The sequence below is a fragment of the Alteraurantiacibacter palmitatis genome (assembly GCF_037154115.1).
Classification (GTDB): Bacteria; Pseudomonadota; Alphaproteobacteria; order Sphingomonadales; family Sphingomonadaceae; genus Alteraurantiacibacter; species Alteraurantiacibacter palmitatis.
This window is the reverse complement of record NZ_JBANRO010000008.1, coordinates 113,131-130,307: the sequence shown is the minus strand read 5'-3', so window position 1 is coordinate 130,307 and position 17,177 is coordinate 113,131. Positions and strand designations below refer to the sequence as shown.

The window sequence follows — 17,177 nt, the reverse complement described above, 5'->3', positions numbered from 1 at the left end:
CCTTTCGCTTGTCAGGACAGGATGTGGAGCAGGAGCGGGTCGGATTGGGCCTGGCTTCCCACCTGCCTCACCCAGATCGGCTGGCCGGGAAACTGGCCCTGCAACATGGTGTATTGCGCCGCTGGCAGCAGGTGCTCAGGTGCAGTCACCTCCCATACCAGCAAAGGTGCGGCCGGATCGCCCACCCCCACGCGGTACCGCTCCGCCTCTTCGACCAATGGGACTTCCACCGCCTCGGGCCAGGCCCAAGTGCCACGCGCGCGCCGCGTCCAGCCAAGCCAGAGGTCTCCGGAGCTATGCAGAACCATCCGCGGATGCACCGGGACCAGCGGCCTTTGCCCGACACCCGCCAGTGCGACCTGGGCATAGACTGGTTCGGAATCAGCAAGGCCGCTGGCCGCTATATGCGTCGCCGCGCCGGTCATGGTGGGATCGATCCGCACCACGGCATCGTCCAGCAGGGCAAAATGCGTGCCGGGCGGATGGATCTTCCCGGCAAAGCGCTCGGTGCCGCCCACGCCGCGTAGCAATCCGCTCAATACCCAGCGCCGTCCTTCGACATGGTGGGCCTGCGCGAACTGAATCAGCTCTTCGCCCAGCAAGGCCCGGTTGGCGCCGTTTGCCAGAGCAGCGAGGCTGGCCGAAAACAGAACAAGATCCGGGGCAAGGAGCTCGACTTCCAGACGGGCTTGCCGGTCGACCAGCGCCGGATCGCCGGCCGGTAGCGGCGCGGTCAGACTTCCCATGACGCAGCGTTGCCGGCCGGTGCTTCCCGCAGGTTTCAAGACCGGCCCGTCCTGCACGAACAGAGCCGCGCCCTTCCAGCCTGCCGATTCTGAAGATGCGGCCGCATGGATGGCGCGGTCGGAGGCTGCTCCGTTGCCATCCCAGGGGAGCTCAAAGGCAAGCAAGTGGGTTGGGGTCGCCTGCAGGTCGCGCGGTGGGCGTGCTTCGCCTGCGTCGGCCGCCTGCGCGCGCCCTGGCCCGTGCGGAAGGCGTAGCAGATCGAGTTCTACCCCCGTCTCGCGCCATTCCCATGCCTCGATGCGCCAGATGCCACGCCGCCCGGGAACGCGCACCAGTGTTCCCGGTTCGAGGCCGGGGTCGAGTTCCGCCATTCGCCAGGACAGGCGTTCATGCCCCCAGGCGGCGCGCTCTGCTGCCTGATTGGCAAGACGGCGGGCATCCTGCGCGGCGAGCGCGCCAGGAAATTCGATGATGCGGTTGCGACCCGGCATGGTGCGGCCATCGGCGCGTTGCAGTCCCGGCTGGAAATCCCGCGCAAGATCGTAATAGCGCAAGCCTTCGGGCACATCGCGCAGATCAGCCTGACGGCTGCGGCTGTGGCCAGAAGATGCACCGAAACTGTCGCCTGAAGGATCGACTGCGGGCGGAGGAAGGAGCGAAACGCTGCCCGCTTCGTCATCGATGGAACTGATCGAGAGCGTCTGGCCGCTTGCATTGCAGGAAAAGGGATAGAGTTCGCTGATCGCTTCAAGACTGCGGACCAGGGGTCCGCCTTCTTCGGTAAATCCGGCAAGCGAGGGCAAGTCATGCGCCACGTTCACAGCCTGATCCTGCGCCGCGATCATCGCGCCCAGCGATACGTCCCCGTCATCAGCTATGATCTCGAAGGTCAGCGCCGGAATGCGGTTGCCGAACTCGGCAAGTTCCAGCCCCTCGAATACGCAATAGGCCATCCCCCGGAAGGCCGGGCATTGCGGGCCGCACGCCGATGCCAGCAGCGGGTCGGGCCGTTGATCGCCAAAGCCCCTGTAGAGCCGGAACTGCCCGCCCACCTTCAGGTCACCCGCTGCCCCGCGCAGCAAATTGCCATCCGCCCAGATGCGGCCAACGTCCATTATCCGGCGGCTGGACAACGCCACGGCGAAGGAAACCGAATAGGAATAGCTGGTGACCGAAGGCTTGCCCTTCCCGCCACCGCTCTTCTCGCGGTTTTCGATCAGATCGGTGGCCCAGATGATGTTTCCGGGCGCCCGCACCTTGCCGAAATGCCGCGGTACGGGCGACCCGTAGCTGGATGTGGTGAGGCGCAGTTCCTGCAAACGCGGGCCTTCGCGCCGCCCGGATCCGCCAATGGCCTTGTCGATCCGGCTGCCGACAAGGGCACCGATCGCACTGCCAATCGGGCCGCCCACGGCCATGCCCACGCTGGAGAGCACAAGAGTTGCCATTGCTTTGGCCTTTCAAATCAGAGGTCTTGCAGACGCCAGCGCTGCCATTCGTCCCACGCAAGCGGAGCGGGCGTTTCCACCACTTTGCCAAGCCCTGCATGGGCGTGAACGAAACTGTGCTGCGGCATGGCGACAAGAAGGTGGCCCTGCGCAGGGCCGGGTCGCACCATGATCAGATCGCCTGCGCAAGGTGGGTCGGCGCAAGGCAGAAATCCGGCCTCCGGGAAGTGATGCAGGAAGGGGCCGAAATCCCGGTTGCGCAGGCCATAATCCGCAGGGACGTGCGTCGGTCGGCCAATCAGGCGCAAAGCTTCAAGGACAAGGCCAACGCAATCAAGCCCGGTGGTGCGGCTGCGCCCGTGAAGCAGGAAGCGTGTCCCGACCAGGCTGCGCGCGGCGGCCGCAAAGGCATACGCGGCGGTGCTCATTGCGATCCGTTACCGTAACGGCCCAGCAGATCGTTTCCCGGAACGAAGGGTTCGCCGCGAAAATTGGCCGCGTTTCCGAACCGCGAATGGCACGTCGAAAGCCGGTGATCGCATCCTTCGCGCAGCAGCGCCCGGGTGCCTGTTGCCAAGCCGTAATCAAGCGGCTGGTCGAGAACCTGACCCGCTGGCCCGGATTGCAGGATCTGCATGGTGATGCCCGCGTGCGGGCCATCAATCCAGCGCACCCAGCCATCCGCCAGCAGCTCTGCGGCCGGCGCATCCGCAAACTGCACCAGCCCGGCATCGTGGCCGGCAAAGGCCACACGGCATTCGTGCGAATAACGGCTGGCAGAAAGATGGCATCCCGGCCCGCAGAATGCGGCGCGGCAGGTAGGGCTGGTCCGCGGCACCAGATCCAATGACAGCGCTGCTTTGGCCGATTGCAGTTCGGCGCTGAAGCCGCCGCTATCTTCGGCAATTGCACCGGCCTGGCCGTGGAAGAGCACAGCATGCTCCAGCGTTTCCCAGTCGACGACCCCGATCGCAAACCGCGCGCCATCGAACCGGCCCGCAGCAAGATCGGCCGCGCGGATCGCATCATGCGCCAGAGCGCCTTCGACTTCTGCGCTGTCATTCGACAGACCCGCGCTGCGGCGAATGGCGGACGGCACCATGCCGGGGGCCGCGCGGTGCAGCACCCCGTCAAACCACAGATCGCGGTCATGGCTGGTGAAGCCCAGCGTTACCCCGTCGCGCCGTTCGATCCGCCAGAATGTGGCGACCGCTTCCAGCTCGCTGGCAAAGAAGACCTTGCTCATATCTCCTCCCGCACTTCCACCAGCGGCACCGATGGCGCTTCTCCGGCAGCAAAGGCTGCGCCGGTGATGTCCAGCCGGTCTTCGGCAAAGCGCACCGGCACATCGAACAGGAAGCCTGCCCGGATGATGGCGCCTTGCGGAGGCGCGATCTGGAACAGGATCTTGCCCCCGGGTTGCAACGACCATGCAGTGGTTGCCGTACCGTTGACGCTGACCAGCACCGTGCCGGCGCGCGGCCGGGTGATGGGCCTTATCTGCGGCTCCGCCCCGTCGCCGTATCTCTTGATGAGCTGGAAGCTGGCTTTCAGCCCGTCGCCAACGCCGATCTGTTGATCCAGCATGGTTGGCGTCCCCGTCATGTCGCGCGAACTGAAGTCAAACGGATCGCTCAGGCGGAAACCGCGCGCAGCGCCATGCCGGGCGCGAAAAAACCGGATCAGCGTTCCCAGCTCGCTCTCGGAGCGGATGCCGGGCCCTACATCGAAACGCAGGCGGGCATTGCTCCACTGGCTGGACCGGCGTTCATGCCCCGAGGCGGTGAGAACGACCGAGGTCGAAAACTCCGGACTGACACCTGCATCGCGGCCCAATGCCAGCGGATAAAGCACATCGTCAAAAGCTTGCATGGTGTCATAATCCTCGGGCGGGGTGTCGGGCAGGCGGGTGTAACCGTCGCGGCAGACCTGCGGCAGCGCCCAGACGAACAGGCGCGGAATGCCGCATGCCTTCGCCTCGTCGAGCCCTGCGTCGATCAGCGGCCAGAACGCTTCGGCATCCTCCGCCCTCAGCACAAAGCCGGCCATGTAGTCCTGGTTGGCCAGCGGATATTCGAGCAGCTGGTTCATCGTGGCATATCCCGCCCGGCGCAGCGCTTCGGCGCCACCGGTCAGCCAGTCGTAATCCTCAAGCTGCAGGCGGTTGAAGTTCGGATGCTTCCAGCTGTTGCCAATGTTGAGCAGGGGCAGATCGGGCGCGGCGGGATCGAGGATTTGAGGGGTGAAAGCGAGCAGATAAACCTGTGCATTGGGGCCATGCGCCGTGCGGATGGCGTCCCTGATCCCGCGCGTCGACGTGCCAAGCCGCGCCCCCCCTGCGGCGAGCACCGCGCGTTGCGCCTCTGTCAACGGCTGGCGCAGATCCACGATATCGGGCGCGGCGCCAGAGAACTTTGCGCGCGCATCCGCATCGTAAATGCAGGGCGCATAGTCCTTGGTGACCCACCACCAGGGCTCGCCCAGCTGAATGGCCACGGGCAATTGGGCAGCAACCTGCATTTCGGCCAGTTTCAGCGCGATATTGCGCAGATAGGTCTGCACAGGTCCACTGGTAAAGGCGAGCAGGGTTGACGGAGGATCCCAGCCGGTAAGCGCGGGCGCGCCGTCGTGGGCGCGCTGCATCCATCCATTTGGGCAGTGCTGCGCCAGCAATTCGTAGGACATCGATGCGATGACCGAATAGCCCTGAGAGCGGGCGAGACTGAAAAAGGCGTCATGCCAGGCGCGGGCAGGGGCGCAGAACTCGGCAGGCGTTTCCACCTGGACACTGCCGCCCGTGCCGGGTTTGAGCCGGTAATAATGGCTCATGCCGATATAATGCAGGATCTCCTCGCGGTATCCCAGGCCACGAATATTGCGCAGCAGGCGAGCGGGCGTCTGGTTGTAGCTGTCGTCATAGGCTGTCGCCATGCGCACCCCGTGGGGTGGCACCATGACATCGCCGATGGCGAGCTGCGGCCGGTCCCCGTCACAGGCAATCTGGGTCAATTCCACCCAGCCATTGGCCCGCGCAGGCAGGAGGCCGGCATTGGCCGGGTCGTAAAGCGGCGGAACCAGCGAGATGAACATCCGGTCGATCGCCGCCGCATGAACCTGGTCGGGCGAGCTTGCGATATCCCAGCCGCCCGCCAGCGCCGAGAACGGCAATTCGATCTGCGCATCGGTGGGTGTGCCCACGGCGTAATTCCACAGCCGGACAAACCAGCTGCGGGGCTGACCTGCTGTAACACGCCCCTCGATCGTCAGCGTGGGGCCATGTACGGCATCAAGCGGAAGGATCCCCGCCGAGCGCCAGCGAAAGCGCAAGGTCGTGCGCGAATAATCGCGGTCGGTCGCATAGGCGAGCAGTGGGTGATCGAGCGTGTCCGCGCTATCCCAGATCAGCCCGGCGAGCGCGTTGCGGTGGTGGAATTCCAGCTCTACCCGCAAGGCATCTGGCGCGATCGACCAGACCGCGGCCATCATCGGGCGTGGAAAGTCCACTGTCCAGAAGCGCGGATCGAAGCGCTGGATGTAATCAGTTTGTTGTCCGTTGCGTTGCCGCGCGAGCCAGAAGGCCATGATCGTATCCCTTCCGCGTTGGCGTCAGTATTGGTCGAGAGCGCGGCGAACCTGTGCGGCGACCTGGCGTGATGAACGGCGCAGCGTCCCCGGCACATCCGACCCGCGCGGCGCGGCAAGGCTGATCGAAACGCGCACATCGCGGGCAGGCCCGCTTGCCGAACCGCCCGCCTCAACCCGGCCTGCGCTGGTGGGCACGAACATTTCGGGCCCGCGCTCGCCGACGAGGTAAGCGCGGCCGGGGGAAACAGGCCCGCCGGTGGCCCGGCCCGGCAGCCCCATGGCCGAGCCGACCAGTTGCGCCACGATCGAACCGAGCCCGAAGCCCGATCCTCCTCCGCCAGCCGGGCGACCCAGCAGGCTGGCAATGCCCGAACTGACGGCCTGGGAGGCGATTTCATTGAGCGCGCTGAGCGCCACACGCTTCAGATCGTCAAAGCCCGTGCGGCCGTTGCGTATGGCAGACAGCAGGCCGCGTTCGAGCACTTGCCCTGCACGCTCAAAGCCATCGACCAGCCCGCGATCCATGGTGGTGCGCATGGCGTCCACATCGGCGCGAAAGCCCTGCGTGTTGGCGCGGACGTCAACCATGAGTGTTTCAATCGGGTCTTCCATGCGCGTCGCGCTCCATCATCTGTGCAAGTTCGTGGCGCCCCACTGGGGCCGGTTGCTGCGGATCTTCGAATGCCAGACTGGCAGCCAGTTCGGCGGGCGTGGCGTTCCAGAATGTCTCGGGCGTCCAGCCCAGACCGCGCGCGGCAAGGCCGGCAAGCTGCTGCGCCGCCGCGGCAAAGCGATGCTCGGCCCCGGCCATTGTCAGCGCCCTTGCAGGATCTGGCCCAGCAACTGGCGCAAGGGCGTGGAGGCGGCGGCAAGGCCCATTTCCAGCACGGCTTCGCCCAGTTCCTCGCGGGTGACGGCGCCCTGTGGAACAGCGCAATGCCAGAACAGCGTAGCCGTCTCCGCCAGTCCAAGCCGCCCATCGGCCGCGCGTTCGACCAGTGCGAACAGCGGGCCAAGTTCGCCTTCAGCCGCGACAAGCGCGGCAAAGCTGGGACGTAGCAGGATCGCGGTGCCCGCCACCGCCAATGACGCCTCGCCGCGCACCGGATTTGCCGGGCGCTGTCCGGGCGCAGGATCGGGAAACGCGCTCATGCCGGTACAACCGGGCCGCTGCTTTCCAGCTGCATGGTGTAATTGCGTTCGCCGTTGAAATCCCCGGCATAATCGAGCCGCTGGACAAGGAACTTGCCGCGCATCCGGGCGCCGTCCTCGAAGGACAGTTCGTAATCGGCGATCGCACCTGCCAGCGCATTGGCGCGGATCGCGTTCTCGGCTGCACTGCCCAGGAAAATTCCCGCCGCGCTCACCGAGACCGAACGGCTGCCAGCGCCGGAAAGCAGATCACGCCAGCCGCCCGATTGCTTGTGCGTCACGACAACAGCATCGCCATTGATCGACATCTGTGTGGTGCGCAGCCCGGCAACGGTCTGGTAGGCAGGCGGGGTGGCCCCGTCGCTGATCTTGAGAAGGAAGGCGGAGCCTTTCTGGGCAGTCATGTGCAATTCTCCGTGTGGTTGGGTCAGGCTTCGAGCAGGCGGAAGCGGTATTCGATCAGGATGGCGCGCTGGTTGGCGGTTCGCTGTTCGGCGCGGGCGCGCAGGAATTGGGCGCTGATCACTTCGAACCCGACCTGCGCGCGAGGCAGGCCGGCAATGCGCGATTCCACCGCGGCGGTCAGTGCCGCACCGGCCAGCGGATCGTCGCCGCGCAGATGCAGTTCCAGCGCCACGCGCACTTCGCGGCCCGCGCGCTCTTTCACGCTCCAGTCCGCGCTGGCGCTGGCAACGAGACCAAGCCAAGGCACGGCGGTGCGTGACGGCGCTTCCTCCACCACCGCATTGAGCGAAGTGGCCAGAATCGGATCGGCGCGCAGCCATTCGATCAGGGCTGCGCGCAGGCGTGTTTCCAGCATGGATCAGTCCCTTTCCGGGCGAGATGAGAACAACGGCCACAGCAGCCGCGCCTGGCGCCAGCGGCGCGGATCGCCATTGCGTGCGTAAAGTGCGCTTTCGGTTGCTGCTGCGGCGATCTGTGCGGCCCGCAAAGCCAGCCTCGCGGCAAAACCGCTTGTTTCGCTTCGGCGCGCGGCGATCATATCAGGCGCATCCGGCGCCACGGGCTCCACAGTGCAGCGACCGCTGCGGGTGGGGCCGGGTTGGCATCGGCATTGTCGCGTTGCCGGTAATGATGCGCGGCCAGCCGGATAACCCCGTGGCGCAGGCCATCGGGCAGGGTGTCCCAATCGGCAGCAAGCCCGGCGGTGATGCGCACCGCCAGCCTGCCCGTAACCGCAGGGGACAGGAGCCGCAGACGCGCCGCGCCACCGGCTTCCAGTTCAAGGGCATAGGCGCCGGCGGCCAGGACCGTTCGGGACCCATCGGGGCGCAGTTCTTCAACCTGCGTGATCGCCTGCACCGGATTGGAGGAAAGCCCTTGCCACGCGCGGGAGGGAGGCAGGATCTCCTCCGCCTCCACCATCAGCGGAAATGTCCGGGTAAAGGCTTCGCACGTATCCAGCGCGCTTCCCAGAAGGGCCAGCAGCGTCAAGTCGTCCTGCGCGGTGGAAATGGCGAGCCAGTTCTTGAGTTCGGCAAGAGCGCCCGGCGCAAGCACGGGCGGCACGAGGATTGCCCGCTTCATGGCGGTCTCCTGAAAATGTGTGGCAGAAAGGGGGTGCCCTTGCGCCGCGCGGTTGCGGCGGGGAGGGAGATGCGCCTTCGCACGGCGCAAGGGCTGTTTGCTAATCCCCCGACAGTGCAGCGGCAGGCATAGGCCTGTGCGCAACCTGCCGGGGGGCGCAAACGAACTAGGCTTCGATCTTCAGCAGCTTGATCGCCGCGCTATCCAGCACCTGCCCGCCCACGCGCTTGGTGGCGTAGAAGTGGACGAAAGGCTTGTTGGTATAGGGATCGCGCAGGATCTGCGTGGCGTGGCGTTCTGCGATCAGGTAGCCGGCGCGGAAATTGCCGAAGGCGATGGGGAACGTGCCCGCCGCCACATCGGGCATATCTTCCGCTTCGACCACCGGATAGCCGAGCAGGCGATCAGGCTGGCCTTCCACCAGGCCCGGCTGCCACAGGAAGGCGCCGTCAGCAGTCTTCAGCTTGCGCACCAGTGCCAGAGTGGACGAATTCATCACCCACGATGCGCCCTGGCGGTGGCCCGACTTCATCGTATGGACGAGGTCGATCAGGCGGCTTTCCGGATTGGCGTCAAAGCCTGCCGCATCGCCCGATCCGATATATTGCAGCGTGCCGAAGGGGCGCACCGCATCGCCGGCGAGCGAGGTGGGTGAGGCAAGGAAGCCGAGCGGCTGGTTGACACCGGTGCCTTTCACGAAGGCCGCGCCTTCGGCCTGGGCGAATTCCATGGCGATTTCCTGCGCCAGCCAGCCTTCGAGGTCGAATGCCGCATCGTCCAGCATTGCCTGGCTGGCGGCCGGATTGGCATAAAGCTCGCCGCTGGGCGGCGCGATCTCGGCAAAGTCGGGGGCTCCGGTTTCGGGGCGCGCGGCGGTTTCGCCGACCCAGCCCGACGCGGTGCCGCCCGTGGTCACCAACTTGCGATAGCCCGCGCTGCCCACCTGCACCACCTGCGCCAGCGCGCGGATGGGGGAGATATCCTTCAGCGTGGCGCCGATCATCGCGTCAATTTCGCGCGGGACAGCAAAGCCGCCTTCGCTGGGCGTTGCGCCGCTGATCGACTTGTATTCCGCATCCGCGCCGCGGCGCAGGTAATGGTTCACAAAGCCCTTCACTTCGACGCTGGCGGCATCGTTCGCGCCGCCGATGGCGGGGCGGGCGGCGGCACGGCTGACCTTGTCGAGCCGGGCCTTTACTTCGTCCACATCCGAACGCAGCAGTTTCACATCCTGTTCGGTCTGGTCCTGGCGGGCAACCAGATCAAAGCTGGTTTCCAGGGCAGCGGTGGTGGTGTCATTTTCCATGGGGGCATTCACCTTTGTTGGGGAGGGAGGTTGGGGGCACAAAAATGGCCGCCCCGATGGCGGCCGGACGAAACGGAGTTGGCGGCAGGTGCGGCGGTCAGCGGACCAGATGGACGCGCGCGCCTGCCTGCAGCGGATGGGTGACGAGGCTGACTTCGATTAGGTCGATATCTTCCAGCACCCGGCCTTTGGGCAGGGGACGAAAGCCACGTGCGCGGTAGCCGAAGGAAAGACCGTTCACCGCGCCTGCCAGCAGGGCTGCCATGGCCCGGCTTTGCGGGTTGTCGATAGAGGCGATGATGCGCAGCCCGCGGTCATCCTCCACGGCTTGTTCGACCACGCCAATGCGCTGTTCGGGCCGGTGCTGCCAGTAAAGCGGGATCGCCGCGTGCCGCGTTGCCGTGCGTCGCCCGGCCAGCGTGCGGGCAAAGGCGCCTTTCACGATGATGTCGCCTGCGCCATCGGGCACATCGAACAGCGCGGCATAGCCTGCCAGGCGCAAGGTGCGCGCGTTCACCGCAGCAGATCCGCGACGCCCAGGCGCACGGCAATGCCGATCAGCAGCGCCGCCATCAGGCCGCGCACCGCCCATTCAATCACCGCCTTGGATGCGCTGGCCTTGGCCGCACGCCAGGCGGAGAGCAGCTCGCGCAATTCGTCGAGATCTTCCGAGGCGTTGGCGTCATCGAGGCCAAGGCGGCTAAGCACGCGCTTGGCGCCGATCTCGCTCGATTCCTCCACAATCGCACGCAGGGTGATGAGGTCGGAACCCTGTGTGGAGGCCTGCGCCATCAGTTTGGCGAGCATATCTTCATTGGTCATGTCAGTCCTTTCCGGCAGGCTGGGACGCGATGCCCAGCAGCGCCCGCTTTTCGTGGGGTTCGAGGAAATCGGCCGCGCTCACCTGCGCCCACAATTTCTCGCGGTCCTCCGCCAGTGCAGGAACCCGGTCGAGATCGATGGAGAGGGAGAGGCCGGGGAACCATGGGGCCAGCCCTTCAGCCAGGCCCGACAGCATTTTCTCCGCCAGCGGCAGCAGGGTCAGCCGCCACAAGGCGCGGTTCGCCTCGCGGTAATTGGAATAGGTGTTGTCGCCTGGCAGGCCGAGCAGCATGGGCGGCACGCCAAAGGCGAGCGCAATGTCGCGCGCGGCAGCCGCTTTCAGTTCGGCAAAGTCCATGTCGGCGGGGCTGAGCGACAGGCTCTGCCATTTCAGCCCGCCTTCGAGCAGCATGGGCCGCCCGGCATTGCCGCCCCCGGCATAAGCCTGCGCCAGCTCGGCGCGCAGCCGGTCGAACTGGTCATCGGTCAGGCCGCCGCTGTCGGCAGGGCCATCATAAACCAGCGCGCCGGAAGGCCGCGCGGCGTTCTCCAGCAGCGCACAGTTCCAGCGTGCGGCGGCATTGTGGATCGCCACCGATTGCGCGGCGGCAGCAAGGCAGCCTGCACCGTAATGATCGTCCAGCGGGTGAAACGCCTTCAGATGAATGATGCAGGGCCAGCCGTCCTCGTCCTCCACCGGGATCGTCACGGTGCGGTCGCCCACACGGTAGCGCCAGGCGGCGGGCCAGCCATCGGGGCCCGCCTGCACGCTCACCCGGTCGGGGCGCAGCGCAAACAGCTCCACCGGGCGGCCCGCGCCGTCGCGGATAATTTGAGCGAAGGCGTTGCCGTGGAGCAGCAGATGCGCGGCGAGCGTTTCCAGCAGCGACTGGCCCGCGCTGGTATCGCGCACCAGCGCTTCCACTTCGGGCGCCATGGGATTGAGCGGGGCGCTGCCCAGCCCTTCGGACACGATCCGCACGGCGCGCTGCGCCACCGGATTGTGCAGGAAAGCGCTGGCGGCATCGCGGCCATATTCAAACGCGCGCGGCGCGCCGCCCTGCTCGTCCGCGAAGAACCAGGGCGAGGCAAAGCTGCGCGCCAAGGGCACATGGCTGCGCGCCCCGCCCTTGAAGGCGGAACGCAGGGTGTCGATGAAGGACATGGGAGGGTTCCTTGTGTGGTAACTTCTAAAGGCGCTTGATGCTGGGGTCGCCGCGCTGGCCCAGCATCAGTTCGCTCAGCGCCCAGACGAGGGCGTCGGCGCGGTCGGGGCTGCGGCCCGGCCCTTGATATCCGCCGCCCACGATCAGGCCGCAGAGCTGATCCTCCAGCCGGGGGAACTGGCCGATGTGATGCACGCGGCCCGTTTCGTAGAGCGCGGCGATCGGTTCGGCGCGGGCCACCTTTCCGCGGCTGGCATGGACGAGGCGCACCGGCATCTGGCAATCGGCGGCGCGCAGCACGCTTGCCACCATGTCGCCGCCCTGATTGGCTTCGGCCACCACGCGATCGGCCTGCCAGCGCGTCATCGCGGAAGCCACGGCGCGCGCCCAGCCTTCGGGGCTGGCGCCCGCCAGCGAGTGATCGGCCAGCACCTTGCCCGCGCCGGTGGCGGTAATGCCTGCCACCACGATGCCGCATTCATCACCCGCAGCGCTGGCCGGAGGGTCAACGCCGATCACCACACGCACCAAGGGTTCTTCGGTGAGCGTTTCGCGGCATCGTTCGATCAGCGCGCGGGTCCACAGCGCGCCCTCGATATCGGTCAGCATCTCGCCTTCCAGCTCCTGCCGGCCCAGCGCGCTGGTGCCGAACTGGCGGCGCATGGCGGCCAGGAAGCGGGCGGGCAGATTGGCGCTGTTGTCCCAGGTGCGCCCCCGTGTCACCACCATGTCGCTTTCCGTTTCCGCCTCGGCCAACAGGCGGGTGAGCAGCGGCACGGCGCGCGGTGTTGTGGTTGCAAGCACACGCGGGGAATGGCCCAATCTCAAGCCCATCAGCAGATTATCCCAAGCCTGCACTGCGCGGGCAGAAGAATTATCCCATTTGGCGATTTCGTCGCACCACGCATGGCTGTGCTGCGGGCCGCGAAAGCTGTCCGGCTCGGCTGCGGAATAGAGCGTGGCCTGCGCGCCATTGGGCCAGGTCAAGCGGCGCAGCGACGCTTCGAAGCGGGGGCGTTTGGCGCGCGGGCCGCAGGCAAGCAGCCCGCTTTCGCCTTCCACCATCACGCTGCGCGCCTCGCCAATCGACGATCCAACCAGCGCAATGCGTGCTGCGGGATCGGCGCGGGCCACCATGCCCACCCACTCGGCGCCTGCACGCGTCTTGCCAAATCCGCGCCCCGCGCAGATCAGCCATATGCGCCAATCACCCGGCGGGGGAAGCTGTTCGGGCCGCGCCCAAAAGGGCCACCAGGTCATCAACCTGCGGCGGTGCCGTTCTTCCAGCTTGTGATCAAGCAGATGCGCGGAAAGGTCGCTGTCCTGTTCCAGCAGCCAGCGACGGAACCTATGCGGCATCGGAACCGGCATCTTCATGGGCGAACAATTCCGCCAGTTCCCCTTCGCGGGCGCGCATCGCCTCGAGCCGGGCGTTGAGCTCTGCCAGGACGCTTTCCTCGTCATCTTCACCGGTCAGTGCGCGCTCGCGCGCCACAGTCTCGCGGTGCAGCGTCAGCAGGCGCAGCGCGTTGGCGATGTCGAACTTGCGGTCATCCTTGCCGGCATCCACCCCCATGCGCAGGCGGTGCAGCGTTTCCATTTCGAGGTGGTCATAGCCTTCCACAAGTGCCGCGTTCCATTTCTGGCGAAAGACGGCTTCTTCCCGGCGGACCTTATAGGCGCGGCTGGGATTGATCCCGGCGCGGCGGGCCGCTTCGCTGACATTGGATGTTTCGGCCAGCGTATCGAGAAACAGCGTGCGCCAGTGGCGGTCGAGATTGTCCTTTTCCCCCACGCGCAGCGCGGGGTTTATCTTGGTGCGTTGGGGCATGGGGCCAGATTTCCTGCAAGCAGCGGGCGGAAATGCAAAAGGGCGACCCCGCAGGACCGCCCCAATTCGCTGAGTTCGCATCGCCTGGATTGCTGTGCCAGGGGCGACTCGGTTTTTCGCGATGTTCTGCTTCACTAACCAAAGAGCGTGACAATGTCAATTGAAAAGTGCCATTACGGTTAAAAATCTTGCGGCTTGCGTGCAAGGATCGGCTCGCCTAGGCGCGCTGAGGCGGTTGCGCCGGGCGAACGGAGTGGAATGGTGGCATGAAGTGGCTGCGTGCACTGTATGACTGGACGTTGGCCAAGGCCGCGCACCCGCTGGCCGAGCGGTGGCTGGCCTTCTTTGCTTTCGTCGAATCGAGCTTTTTCCCCATTCCTCCGCACCCGTTGCTGGGCCTGATGTGCCTGGCAGAGCCGCACAAGGCGCTGCGTTTTGCCTTCATCTGCACCGCCTTTTCGGTGTTGGGCGGGTTGTTCGGCTATGCCATCGGCTATTTTCTGTACGAGGCGATTGGCGAATGGCTGATCGGCGTGCTGGGCCTTACCGAAGCCTTCCCCGTGGCCGCCTGCCATCTGCGCGCCTACGACTGGGAAGTGATCGTGATCGCAGGCACCACGCCAGTTCCCTTCAAGCTGCTGACGATTACCGCCGGTTTCATCGAGATGAACCTGCTGACATTCACGCTGGCGAGCATTGCCGGGCGCGGGTTCATCTTCATGACCGTGGGCGTGCTGTTCCGCCTGTTCGGTGCCCCGATCAAGGTGTTCATCGACAGGTATCTGGGACGCCTGACAGCGCTGTTCGTGGTGCTGGTGATCGGCGGTTTCATTGCCATCACACAGATCGACCGCGGCGGGAACGATGCGACCGATCCCTGCGCCGCGGCGACCCTGGAGACGCTGTGATTGCCCGATGACGCAGGGGAGCAATCCCCCCGCCGTCAGATAATCCCGACCGCCTTGCCGGCGCGTTCGAACATACCGAGGATCGTGGCGACCTCCTCGACGCTGTGTTCCGCACACAGCGAGCAGCGAAGCAGCGTCATTCCCGCAGGAGTGGCGGGCGGGCGGGCAAGGTTGACGTAAAGCCCTTCCTTCAGCAGCGCTTCCCACATCATCGCGCCCCGCTCCAGATCAGGCATGATGACCGCCACAATCGCGCTTTGCGGAGTGTCGGTGCCGAGCTGAAAGCCCAGCGCCTTCAGCCCGCCGTGCAGCGAGCGGGAGTTTTCCCACAAATGCGCGCGCTTGGCCGCACCGTGCATCAGTTTGCGGATCGAGGTGGCCGCCGTGGCGACAACCGATGGCGGGAGGCTGGCGGTGAAAACGTAAGGGCGGCACACCAGCCGCATGATTTCGAACTTGGGATGGTTCGATACGCAAAATCCGCCCACCGTGCCCACGCTCTTGGAGAAGGTGCCGATGATGAAATCGACATCATCGATCACACCCTGCTCCTCCGCCACGCCGCGCCCGTGCTCGCCGATGAAGCCCATCGAATGCGCCTCGTCCACCAGCACCATGGCGCCATACTTCTTCGCAATGGCGACCATTTCCCTGAGCGGGGCGACATCGCCAAGCATCGAATAAACGCCTTCGAGCACCACTAGCTTGCCCGCGCCTTCGGGAATGCGCTTCAGGCGCTTCTCCATCGCGTCGATATCGTTGTGCTTGAACGGCACCACTTCGGCATCGCCCATCTTGCAGCCATCCCAGATGGAGGCATGGCTGTCGATGTCGAGGATGATGTAATCGCCCTTTCCCGCAATGGTGGAGATAATCCCCAAATTGGCCTGATAACCGGTCGAGAACACCATGGCGTGATCCATGGCATAGAATTCGCGCAGTGCCTGCTCGACCTCGCGGTGGCCCTGATACGTGCCGTTGAGAACGCGGCTGCCGGTGGTGCCCGCACCGAACTGGTCCAGCGCGTCCTTGCCCGCCTGGATCACGTCCGGATCGAACGTCATCCCCATGTAATTGTAGGTGCCAAGCAGGATCGTATCGCGCCCGTTGCAGATCGCCCGCGTGGGCGAGAGAACTTTCTCCATGACAAGGCTGAAGGGATCTTCAACTCCCTGCGCCAGCAGGTTTTCGCGCACTGCGATAATCTCGTCGAACTTGGAGAACAGGTCGCGGGTTTCGGTGAGGGTGTCGCTCATGGTTATTCCCCCTGAAGCTTTGCGACAGCATCTACAAGCTGACCGTAGGTCTCGATCTCGGCCTGCTGGTTCATCGAAATGATGATGTCGAACGCGTCCTCGATCTCGGCCACGAAATCCATCACGGTCAGGCTGTCGAATTCCAGATCGCCGGCAAAGGTCGTATCCTCTGCCACGGCAATGCCCTTCTTGTTGAACGGCTCGATGATCGAGCGGATGGTGCTGTCGATTTCGGCGCGATCCATGGCGGATTTCCATTCTTGGTTCTGGCACCCGGCAGGTAACGCCGGATCATGGGCTCGAAAAGCGGCTCTTTCGCCCGCTTGTCAAGCACTCGCCGCAGTCGCTATCCAGCGGCAGGGGCGGAAAGAGCAAGCGGGGTGGATAATGGAACAGCCGACTGAGGGCCCGGCCAAGGCAGCGATGGCGGCGGCCTATTCCGTCCAAGCGGTGCAGATGCTGCGCACGGTGCAGGTCAATTCGCTGACTCTCTCGCAGATGGCGGATCAAAAGGCCTCGATCCTGATGGGGGCGACCTTTCTGGTCTTTTCGATTACCGTCAGCCGCGCCCTCAGCGGCGAGGTGCCCTGGTCCCTGGTGATCCTTGCGGTGTCCGCCTTCCTCAGTTCGCTGCTGGCCGTAGCGGCGGTGATCCCCTCGGTGGCGAAGCCGCCCGCGGGCGTGAAGCCAAACCTGATGTTCTTCGGGCATTTCGCCGATCTGGACGAGGAGCAATGGACGCGCGACATCCTTGCCCAACTCCACAGCGACGAGGATGTGTTCCGCGTAATGCTGCACGACATCTATCAAAATGGACAGGTGCTGCAGCGGCGGAAATACCGCTATCTGGCGCTGGCCTATCGCACCTTTATCGTCGGGTTGGTGCTGACTCTCACCGGTTTTGCCGTAGAAATGGCGTCAAGCTGACCGGTCAGGCCAACGTCCGGTTCAGGCGAGTGGCCGATCGATCAGCCCCCGCACGGCGGCCATGAATGGACCGATCGAGACAGGCTTGGACAAATAGCCCTCTGCCCCGATTTCGCGGATCCGCTCCTCGTCACCTTTCCCGGCATAGGCGGTGACAGCCAGAACCGGAACTTCGCACAGCGCGGAATCGCTTTTCATGCTGGCGATGAGGTCAAGGCCCGAAACATCCTGCAACTGGATATCCATCACCACCAGATTGGGTTGAAACCCGCGCGCCCTTTCCAACGCTTCGTTGCCATCTGCAACAGGCTCCACCGCGAAGCCACCCGCGCGCAGCACATCGCAGAAAAGCTTCCGGTTGAGATCGTTGTCCTCGACAACGAGGATTCGTTTGGTCATTGCGTCCCCGAACACACGGTGTTGCCGATTGTTGATTTGCCCCTCGGCGCATCGTGTCCCATACCCTCTAACTGCATATCGG

General features: G+C 65.1%; 22 protein-coding genes. 2 read left to right on the top strand and 20 right to left on the bottom strand.

Features of this window, described 5'->3' with window-relative positions; genetic code table 11:
* Positions 1 to 11 precede the first annotated feature (11 nt).
* The 17 genes from WFP44_RS11370 to WFP44_RS11290 all read right to left on the bottom strand — a co-directional run bounded on the left by WFP44_RS11370 (position 12) and on the right by WFP44_RS11290 (position 13,605).
* Positions 12 to 2,195, bottom strand: coding sequence for a phage tail protein (locus WFP44_RS11370; RefSeq protein WP_336926678.1), 2,184 nt, complete (start codon positions 2,193 to 2,195; stop codon positions 12 to 14).
* A 17-nt stretch (positions 2,196 to 2,212) separates the two neighbouring features.
* The gene (locus WFP44_RS11365) at positions 2,213 to 2,623 is read right to left on the bottom strand and encodes a hypothetical protein (protein WP_336926677.1); all 411 of its coding nucleotides are present in this window, start codon (positions 2,621 to 2,623) and stop codon (positions 2,213 to 2,215) included.
* Positions 2,620 to 3,441, bottom strand: coding sequence for a DUF2163 domain-containing protein (locus WFP44_RS11360; protein ID WP_336926676.1), 822 nt, complete (start codon positions 3,439 to 3,441; stop codon positions 2,620 to 2,622). The genes WFP44_RS11365 and WFP44_RS11360 overlap by 4 nt, the downstream gene beginning before the upstream one ends.
* Positions 3,438 to 5,777 carry a DUF2460 domain-containing protein gene (locus tag WFP44_RS11355; RefSeq protein ID WP_336926675.1) on the bottom strand — a complete coding sequence of 780 codons (2,340 nt, stop codon included), beginning with the start codon at positions 5,775 to 5,777 and terminating at the stop codon, positions 3,438 to 3,440. Before WFP44_RS11355 ends, WFP44_RS11360 begins: the two co-directional genes overlap by 4 nt.
* Before the next feature lie 24 nt (positions 5,778 to 5,801).
* Positions 5,802 to 6,368 (bottom strand): tail tape measure protein, encoded by a 567-nt coding sequence (locus WFP44_RS11350; protein ID WP_336926674.1) that lies wholly within the window; start codon positions 6,366 to 6,368, stop codon positions 5,802 to 5,804.
* A gap of 7 nt (positions 6,369 to 6,375) precedes the next feature.
* The gene (locus WFP44_RS11345; protein ID WP_336926673.1) at positions 6,376 to 6,591 is read right to left on the bottom strand and encodes a phage tail assembly chaperone; all 216 of its coding nucleotides are present in this window, start codon (positions 6,589 to 6,591) and stop codon (positions 6,376 to 6,378) included.
* A 2-nt stretch (positions 6,592 to 6,593) separates the two neighbouring features.
* Entirely contained in the window at positions 6,594 to 6,932 is a 339-nt protein-coding gene (locus WFP44_RS11340; RefSeq protein ID WP_336926672.1) for a gene transfer agent family protein, read from the bottom strand.
* Complete coding sequence (locus tag WFP44_RS11335; RefSeq protein WP_336926671.1) at positions 6,929 to 7,336, bottom strand: phage major tail protein, TP901-1 family; 408 nt, start codon at positions 7,334 to 7,336, stop codon at positions 6,929 to 6,931. The genes WFP44_RS11340 and WFP44_RS11335 overlap by 4 nt, the downstream gene beginning before the upstream one ends.
* A 23-nt stretch (positions 7,337 to 7,359) precedes the next feature.
* A complete protein-coding gene (locus tag WFP44_RS11330) occupies positions 7,360 to 7,752 on the bottom strand; it encodes a DUF3168 domain-containing protein (RefSeq protein ID WP_336926670.1) in 393 nt (130 codons plus the stop codon).
* A 3-nt stretch (positions 7,753 to 7,755) separates the two neighbouring features.
* On the bottom strand, positions 7,756 to 7,935 hold the full coding sequence (locus WFP44_RS11325) for a hypothetical protein (RefSeq protein ID WP_336926669.1): 180 nt from the start codon (positions 7,933 to 7,935) through the stop codon (positions 7,756 to 7,758).
* Positions 7,932 to 8,480 carry a head-tail connector protein gene (locus WFP44_RS11320; RefSeq protein ID WP_336926668.1) on the bottom strand — a complete coding sequence of 183 codons (549 nt, stop codon included), beginning with the start codon at positions 8,478 to 8,480 and terminating at the stop codon, positions 7,932 to 7,934. Before WFP44_RS11320 ends, WFP44_RS11325 begins: the two co-directional genes overlap by 4 nt.
* Positions 8,481 to 8,646: 166 nt before the next feature.
* On the bottom strand, positions 8,647 to 9,786 hold the full coding sequence (locus tag WFP44_RS11315; protein ID WP_336926667.1) for a phage major capsid protein: 1,140 nt from the start codon (positions 9,784 to 9,786) through the stop codon (positions 8,647 to 8,649).
* A gap of 97 nt (positions 9,787 to 9,883) precedes the next feature.
* Positions 9,884 to 10,303 carry an HK97 family phage prohead protease gene (locus WFP44_RS11310; RefSeq protein WP_336926666.1) on the bottom strand — a complete coding sequence of 140 codons (420 nt, stop codon included), beginning with the start codon at positions 10,301 to 10,303 and terminating at the stop codon, positions 9,884 to 9,886.
* Positions 10,300 to 10,608: a DUF6127 family protein gene (locus tag WFP44_RS11305; protein WP_336926665.1), complete on the bottom strand. Its 309-nt coding sequence runs from the start codon at positions 10,606 to 10,608 to the stop codon at positions 10,300 to 10,302. The genes WFP44_RS11310 and WFP44_RS11305 overlap by 4 nt, the downstream gene beginning before the upstream one ends.
* A gap of 1 nt (position 10,609) precedes the next feature.
* On the bottom strand, positions 10,610 to 11,773 hold the full coding sequence (locus WFP44_RS11300; RefSeq protein WP_336926664.1) for a phage portal protein: 1,164 nt from the start codon (positions 11,771 to 11,773) through the stop codon (positions 10,610 to 10,612).
* A 25-nt stretch (positions 11,774 to 11,798) separates the two neighbouring features.
* Complete coding sequence (locus WFP44_RS11295; protein ID WP_336926663.1) at positions 11,799 to 13,133, bottom strand: DNA-packaging protein; 1,335 nt, start codon at positions 13,131 to 13,133, stop codon at positions 11,799 to 11,801.
* Positions 13,123 to 13,605 carry a hypothetical protein gene (locus tag WFP44_RS11290; RefSeq protein ID WP_336926662.1) on the bottom strand — a complete coding sequence of 161 codons (483 nt, stop codon included), beginning with the start codon at positions 13,603 to 13,605 and terminating at the stop codon, positions 13,123 to 13,125. The genes WFP44_RS11295 and WFP44_RS11290 overlap by 11 nt, the downstream gene beginning before the upstream one ends.
* A gap of 266 nt (positions 13,606 to 13,871) precedes the next feature.
* Between WFP44_RS11290 and WFP44_RS11285 the strand changes: the two genes are divergently transcribed.
* Positions 13,872 to 14,513 (top strand): YqaA family protein, encoded by a 642-nt coding sequence (locus tag WFP44_RS11285; protein ID WP_336926661.1) that lies wholly within the window; start codon positions 13,872 to 13,874, stop codon positions 14,511 to 14,513.
* 35 nt (positions 14,514 to 14,548) lie between these two features.
* On the opposite strand, the gene spt is transcribed toward WFP44_RS11285, so the two are convergent.
* Together spt and WFP44_RS11275 are read right to left on the bottom strand one after the other, a co-directional pair.
* The gene (gene spt, locus WFP44_RS11280; RefSeq protein WP_336926660.1) at positions 14,549 to 15,769 is read right to left on the bottom strand and encodes a serine palmitoyltransferase; all 1,221 of its coding nucleotides are present in this window, start codon (positions 15,767 to 15,769) and stop codon (positions 14,549 to 14,551) included.
* A 2-nt stretch (positions 15,770 to 15,771) separates the two neighbouring features.
* Positions 15,772 to 16,014 (bottom strand): acyl carrier protein, encoded by a 243-nt coding sequence (locus WFP44_RS11275; RefSeq protein ID WP_336919188.1) that lies wholly within the window; start codon positions 16,012 to 16,014, stop codon positions 15,772 to 15,774.
* A 142-nt stretch (positions 16,015 to 16,156) separates the two neighbouring features.
* Between WFP44_RS11275 and WFP44_RS11270 the strand changes: the two genes are divergently transcribed.
* On the top strand, positions 16,157 to 16,696 hold the full coding sequence (locus WFP44_RS11270; RefSeq protein ID WP_336926659.1) for a Pycsar system effector family protein: 540 nt from the start codon (positions 16,157 to 16,159) through the stop codon (positions 16,694 to 16,696).
* A 21-nt stretch (positions 16,697 to 16,717) separates the two neighbouring features.
* On the opposite strand, the gene WFP44_RS11265 is transcribed toward WFP44_RS11270, so the two are convergent.
* On the bottom strand, positions 16,718 to 17,095 hold the full coding sequence (locus WFP44_RS11265) for a response regulator (protein ID WP_336926658.1): 378 nt from the start codon (positions 17,093 to 17,095) through the stop codon (positions 16,718 to 16,720).
* Positions 17,096 to 17,177: the final 82 nt, after the last annotated feature.

Coding starts and splice junctions, on each gene's coding strand:
- WFP44_RS11370 (WP_336926678.1), bottom strand. CDS start 2,195: ATGGCAACTCTTGTGCTCTCCAGCGTGGGCATGGCCGTGGGCGGCCCG.
- WFP44_RS11365 (WP_336926677.1), bottom strand. CDS start 2,623: ATGAGCACCGCCGCGTATGCCTTTGCGGCCGCCGCGCGCAGCCTGGTC.
- WFP44_RS11360 (WP_336926676.1), bottom strand. CDS start 3,441: ATGAGCAAGGTCTTCTTTGCCAGCGAGCTGGAAGCGGTCGCCACATTC.
- WFP44_RS11355 (WP_336926675.1), bottom strand. CDS start 5,777: ATGGCCTTCTGGCTCGCGCGGCAACGCAACGGACAACAAACTGATTAC.
- WFP44_RS11350 (WP_336926674.1), bottom strand. CDS start 6,368: ATGGTTGACGTCCGCGCCAACACGCAGGGCTTTCGCGCCGATGTGGAC.
- WFP44_RS11345 (WP_336926673.1), bottom strand. CDS start 6,591: ATGGCCGGGGCCGAGCATCGCTTTGCCGCGGCGGCGCAGCAGCTTGCC.
- WFP44_RS11340 (WP_336926672.1), bottom strand. CDS start 6,932: ATGAGCGCGTTTCCCGATCCTGCGCCCGGACAGCGCCCGGCAAATCCG.
- WFP44_RS11335 (WP_336926671.1), bottom strand. CDS start 7,336: ATGACTGCCCAGAAAGGCTCCGCCTTCCTTCTCAAGATCAGCGACGGG.
- WFP44_RS11330 (WP_336926670.1), bottom strand. CDS start 7,752: ATGCTGGAAACACGCCTGCGCGCAGCCCTGATCGAATGGCTGCGCGCC.
- WFP44_RS11325 (WP_336926669.1), bottom strand. CDS start 7,935: ATGATCGCCGCGCGCCGAAGCGAAACAAGCGGTTTTGCCGCGAGGCTG.
- WFP44_RS11320 (WP_336926668.1), bottom strand. CDS start 8,480: ATGAAGCGGGCAATCCTCGTGCCGCCCGTGCTTGCGCCGGGCGCTCTT.
- WFP44_RS11315 (WP_336926667.1), bottom strand. CDS start 9,786: ATGGAAAATGACACCACCACCGCTGCCCTGGAAACCAGCTTTGATCTG.
- WFP44_RS11305 (WP_336926665.1), bottom strand. CDS start 10,608: ATGACCAATGAAGATATGCTCGCCAAACTGATGGCGCAGGCCTCCACA.
- WFP44_RS11300 (WP_336926664.1), bottom strand. CDS start 11,773: ATGTCCTTCATCGACACCCTGCGTTCCGCCTTCAAGGGCGGGGCGCGC.
- WFP44_RS11295 (WP_336926663.1), bottom strand. CDS start 13,133: ATGCCGCATAGGTTCCGTCGCTGGCTGCTGGAACAGGACAGCGACCTT.
- WFP44_RS11290 (WP_336926662.1), bottom strand. CDS start 13,605: ATGCCCCAACGCACCAAGATAAACCCCGCGCTGCGCGTGGGGGAAAAG.
- WFP44_RS11285 (WP_336926661.1), top strand. CDS start 13,872: ATGAAGTGGCTGCGTGCACTGTATGACTGGACGTTGGCCAAGGCCGCG.
- spt (WP_336926660.1), bottom strand. CDS start 15,769: ATGAGCGACACCCTCACCGAAACCCGCGACCTGTTCTCCAAGTTCGAC.
- WFP44_RS11275 (WP_336919188.1), bottom strand. CDS start 16,014: ATGGATCGCGCCGAAATCGACAGCACCATCCGCTCGATCATCGAGCCG.
- WFP44_RS11270 (WP_336926659.1), top strand. CDS start 16,157: ATGGAACAGCCGACTGAGGGCCCGGCCAAGGCAGCGATGGCGGCGGCC.
- WFP44_RS11265 (WP_336926658.1), bottom strand. CDS start 17,095: ATGACCAAACGAATCCTCGTTGTCGAGGACAACGATCTCAACCGGAAG.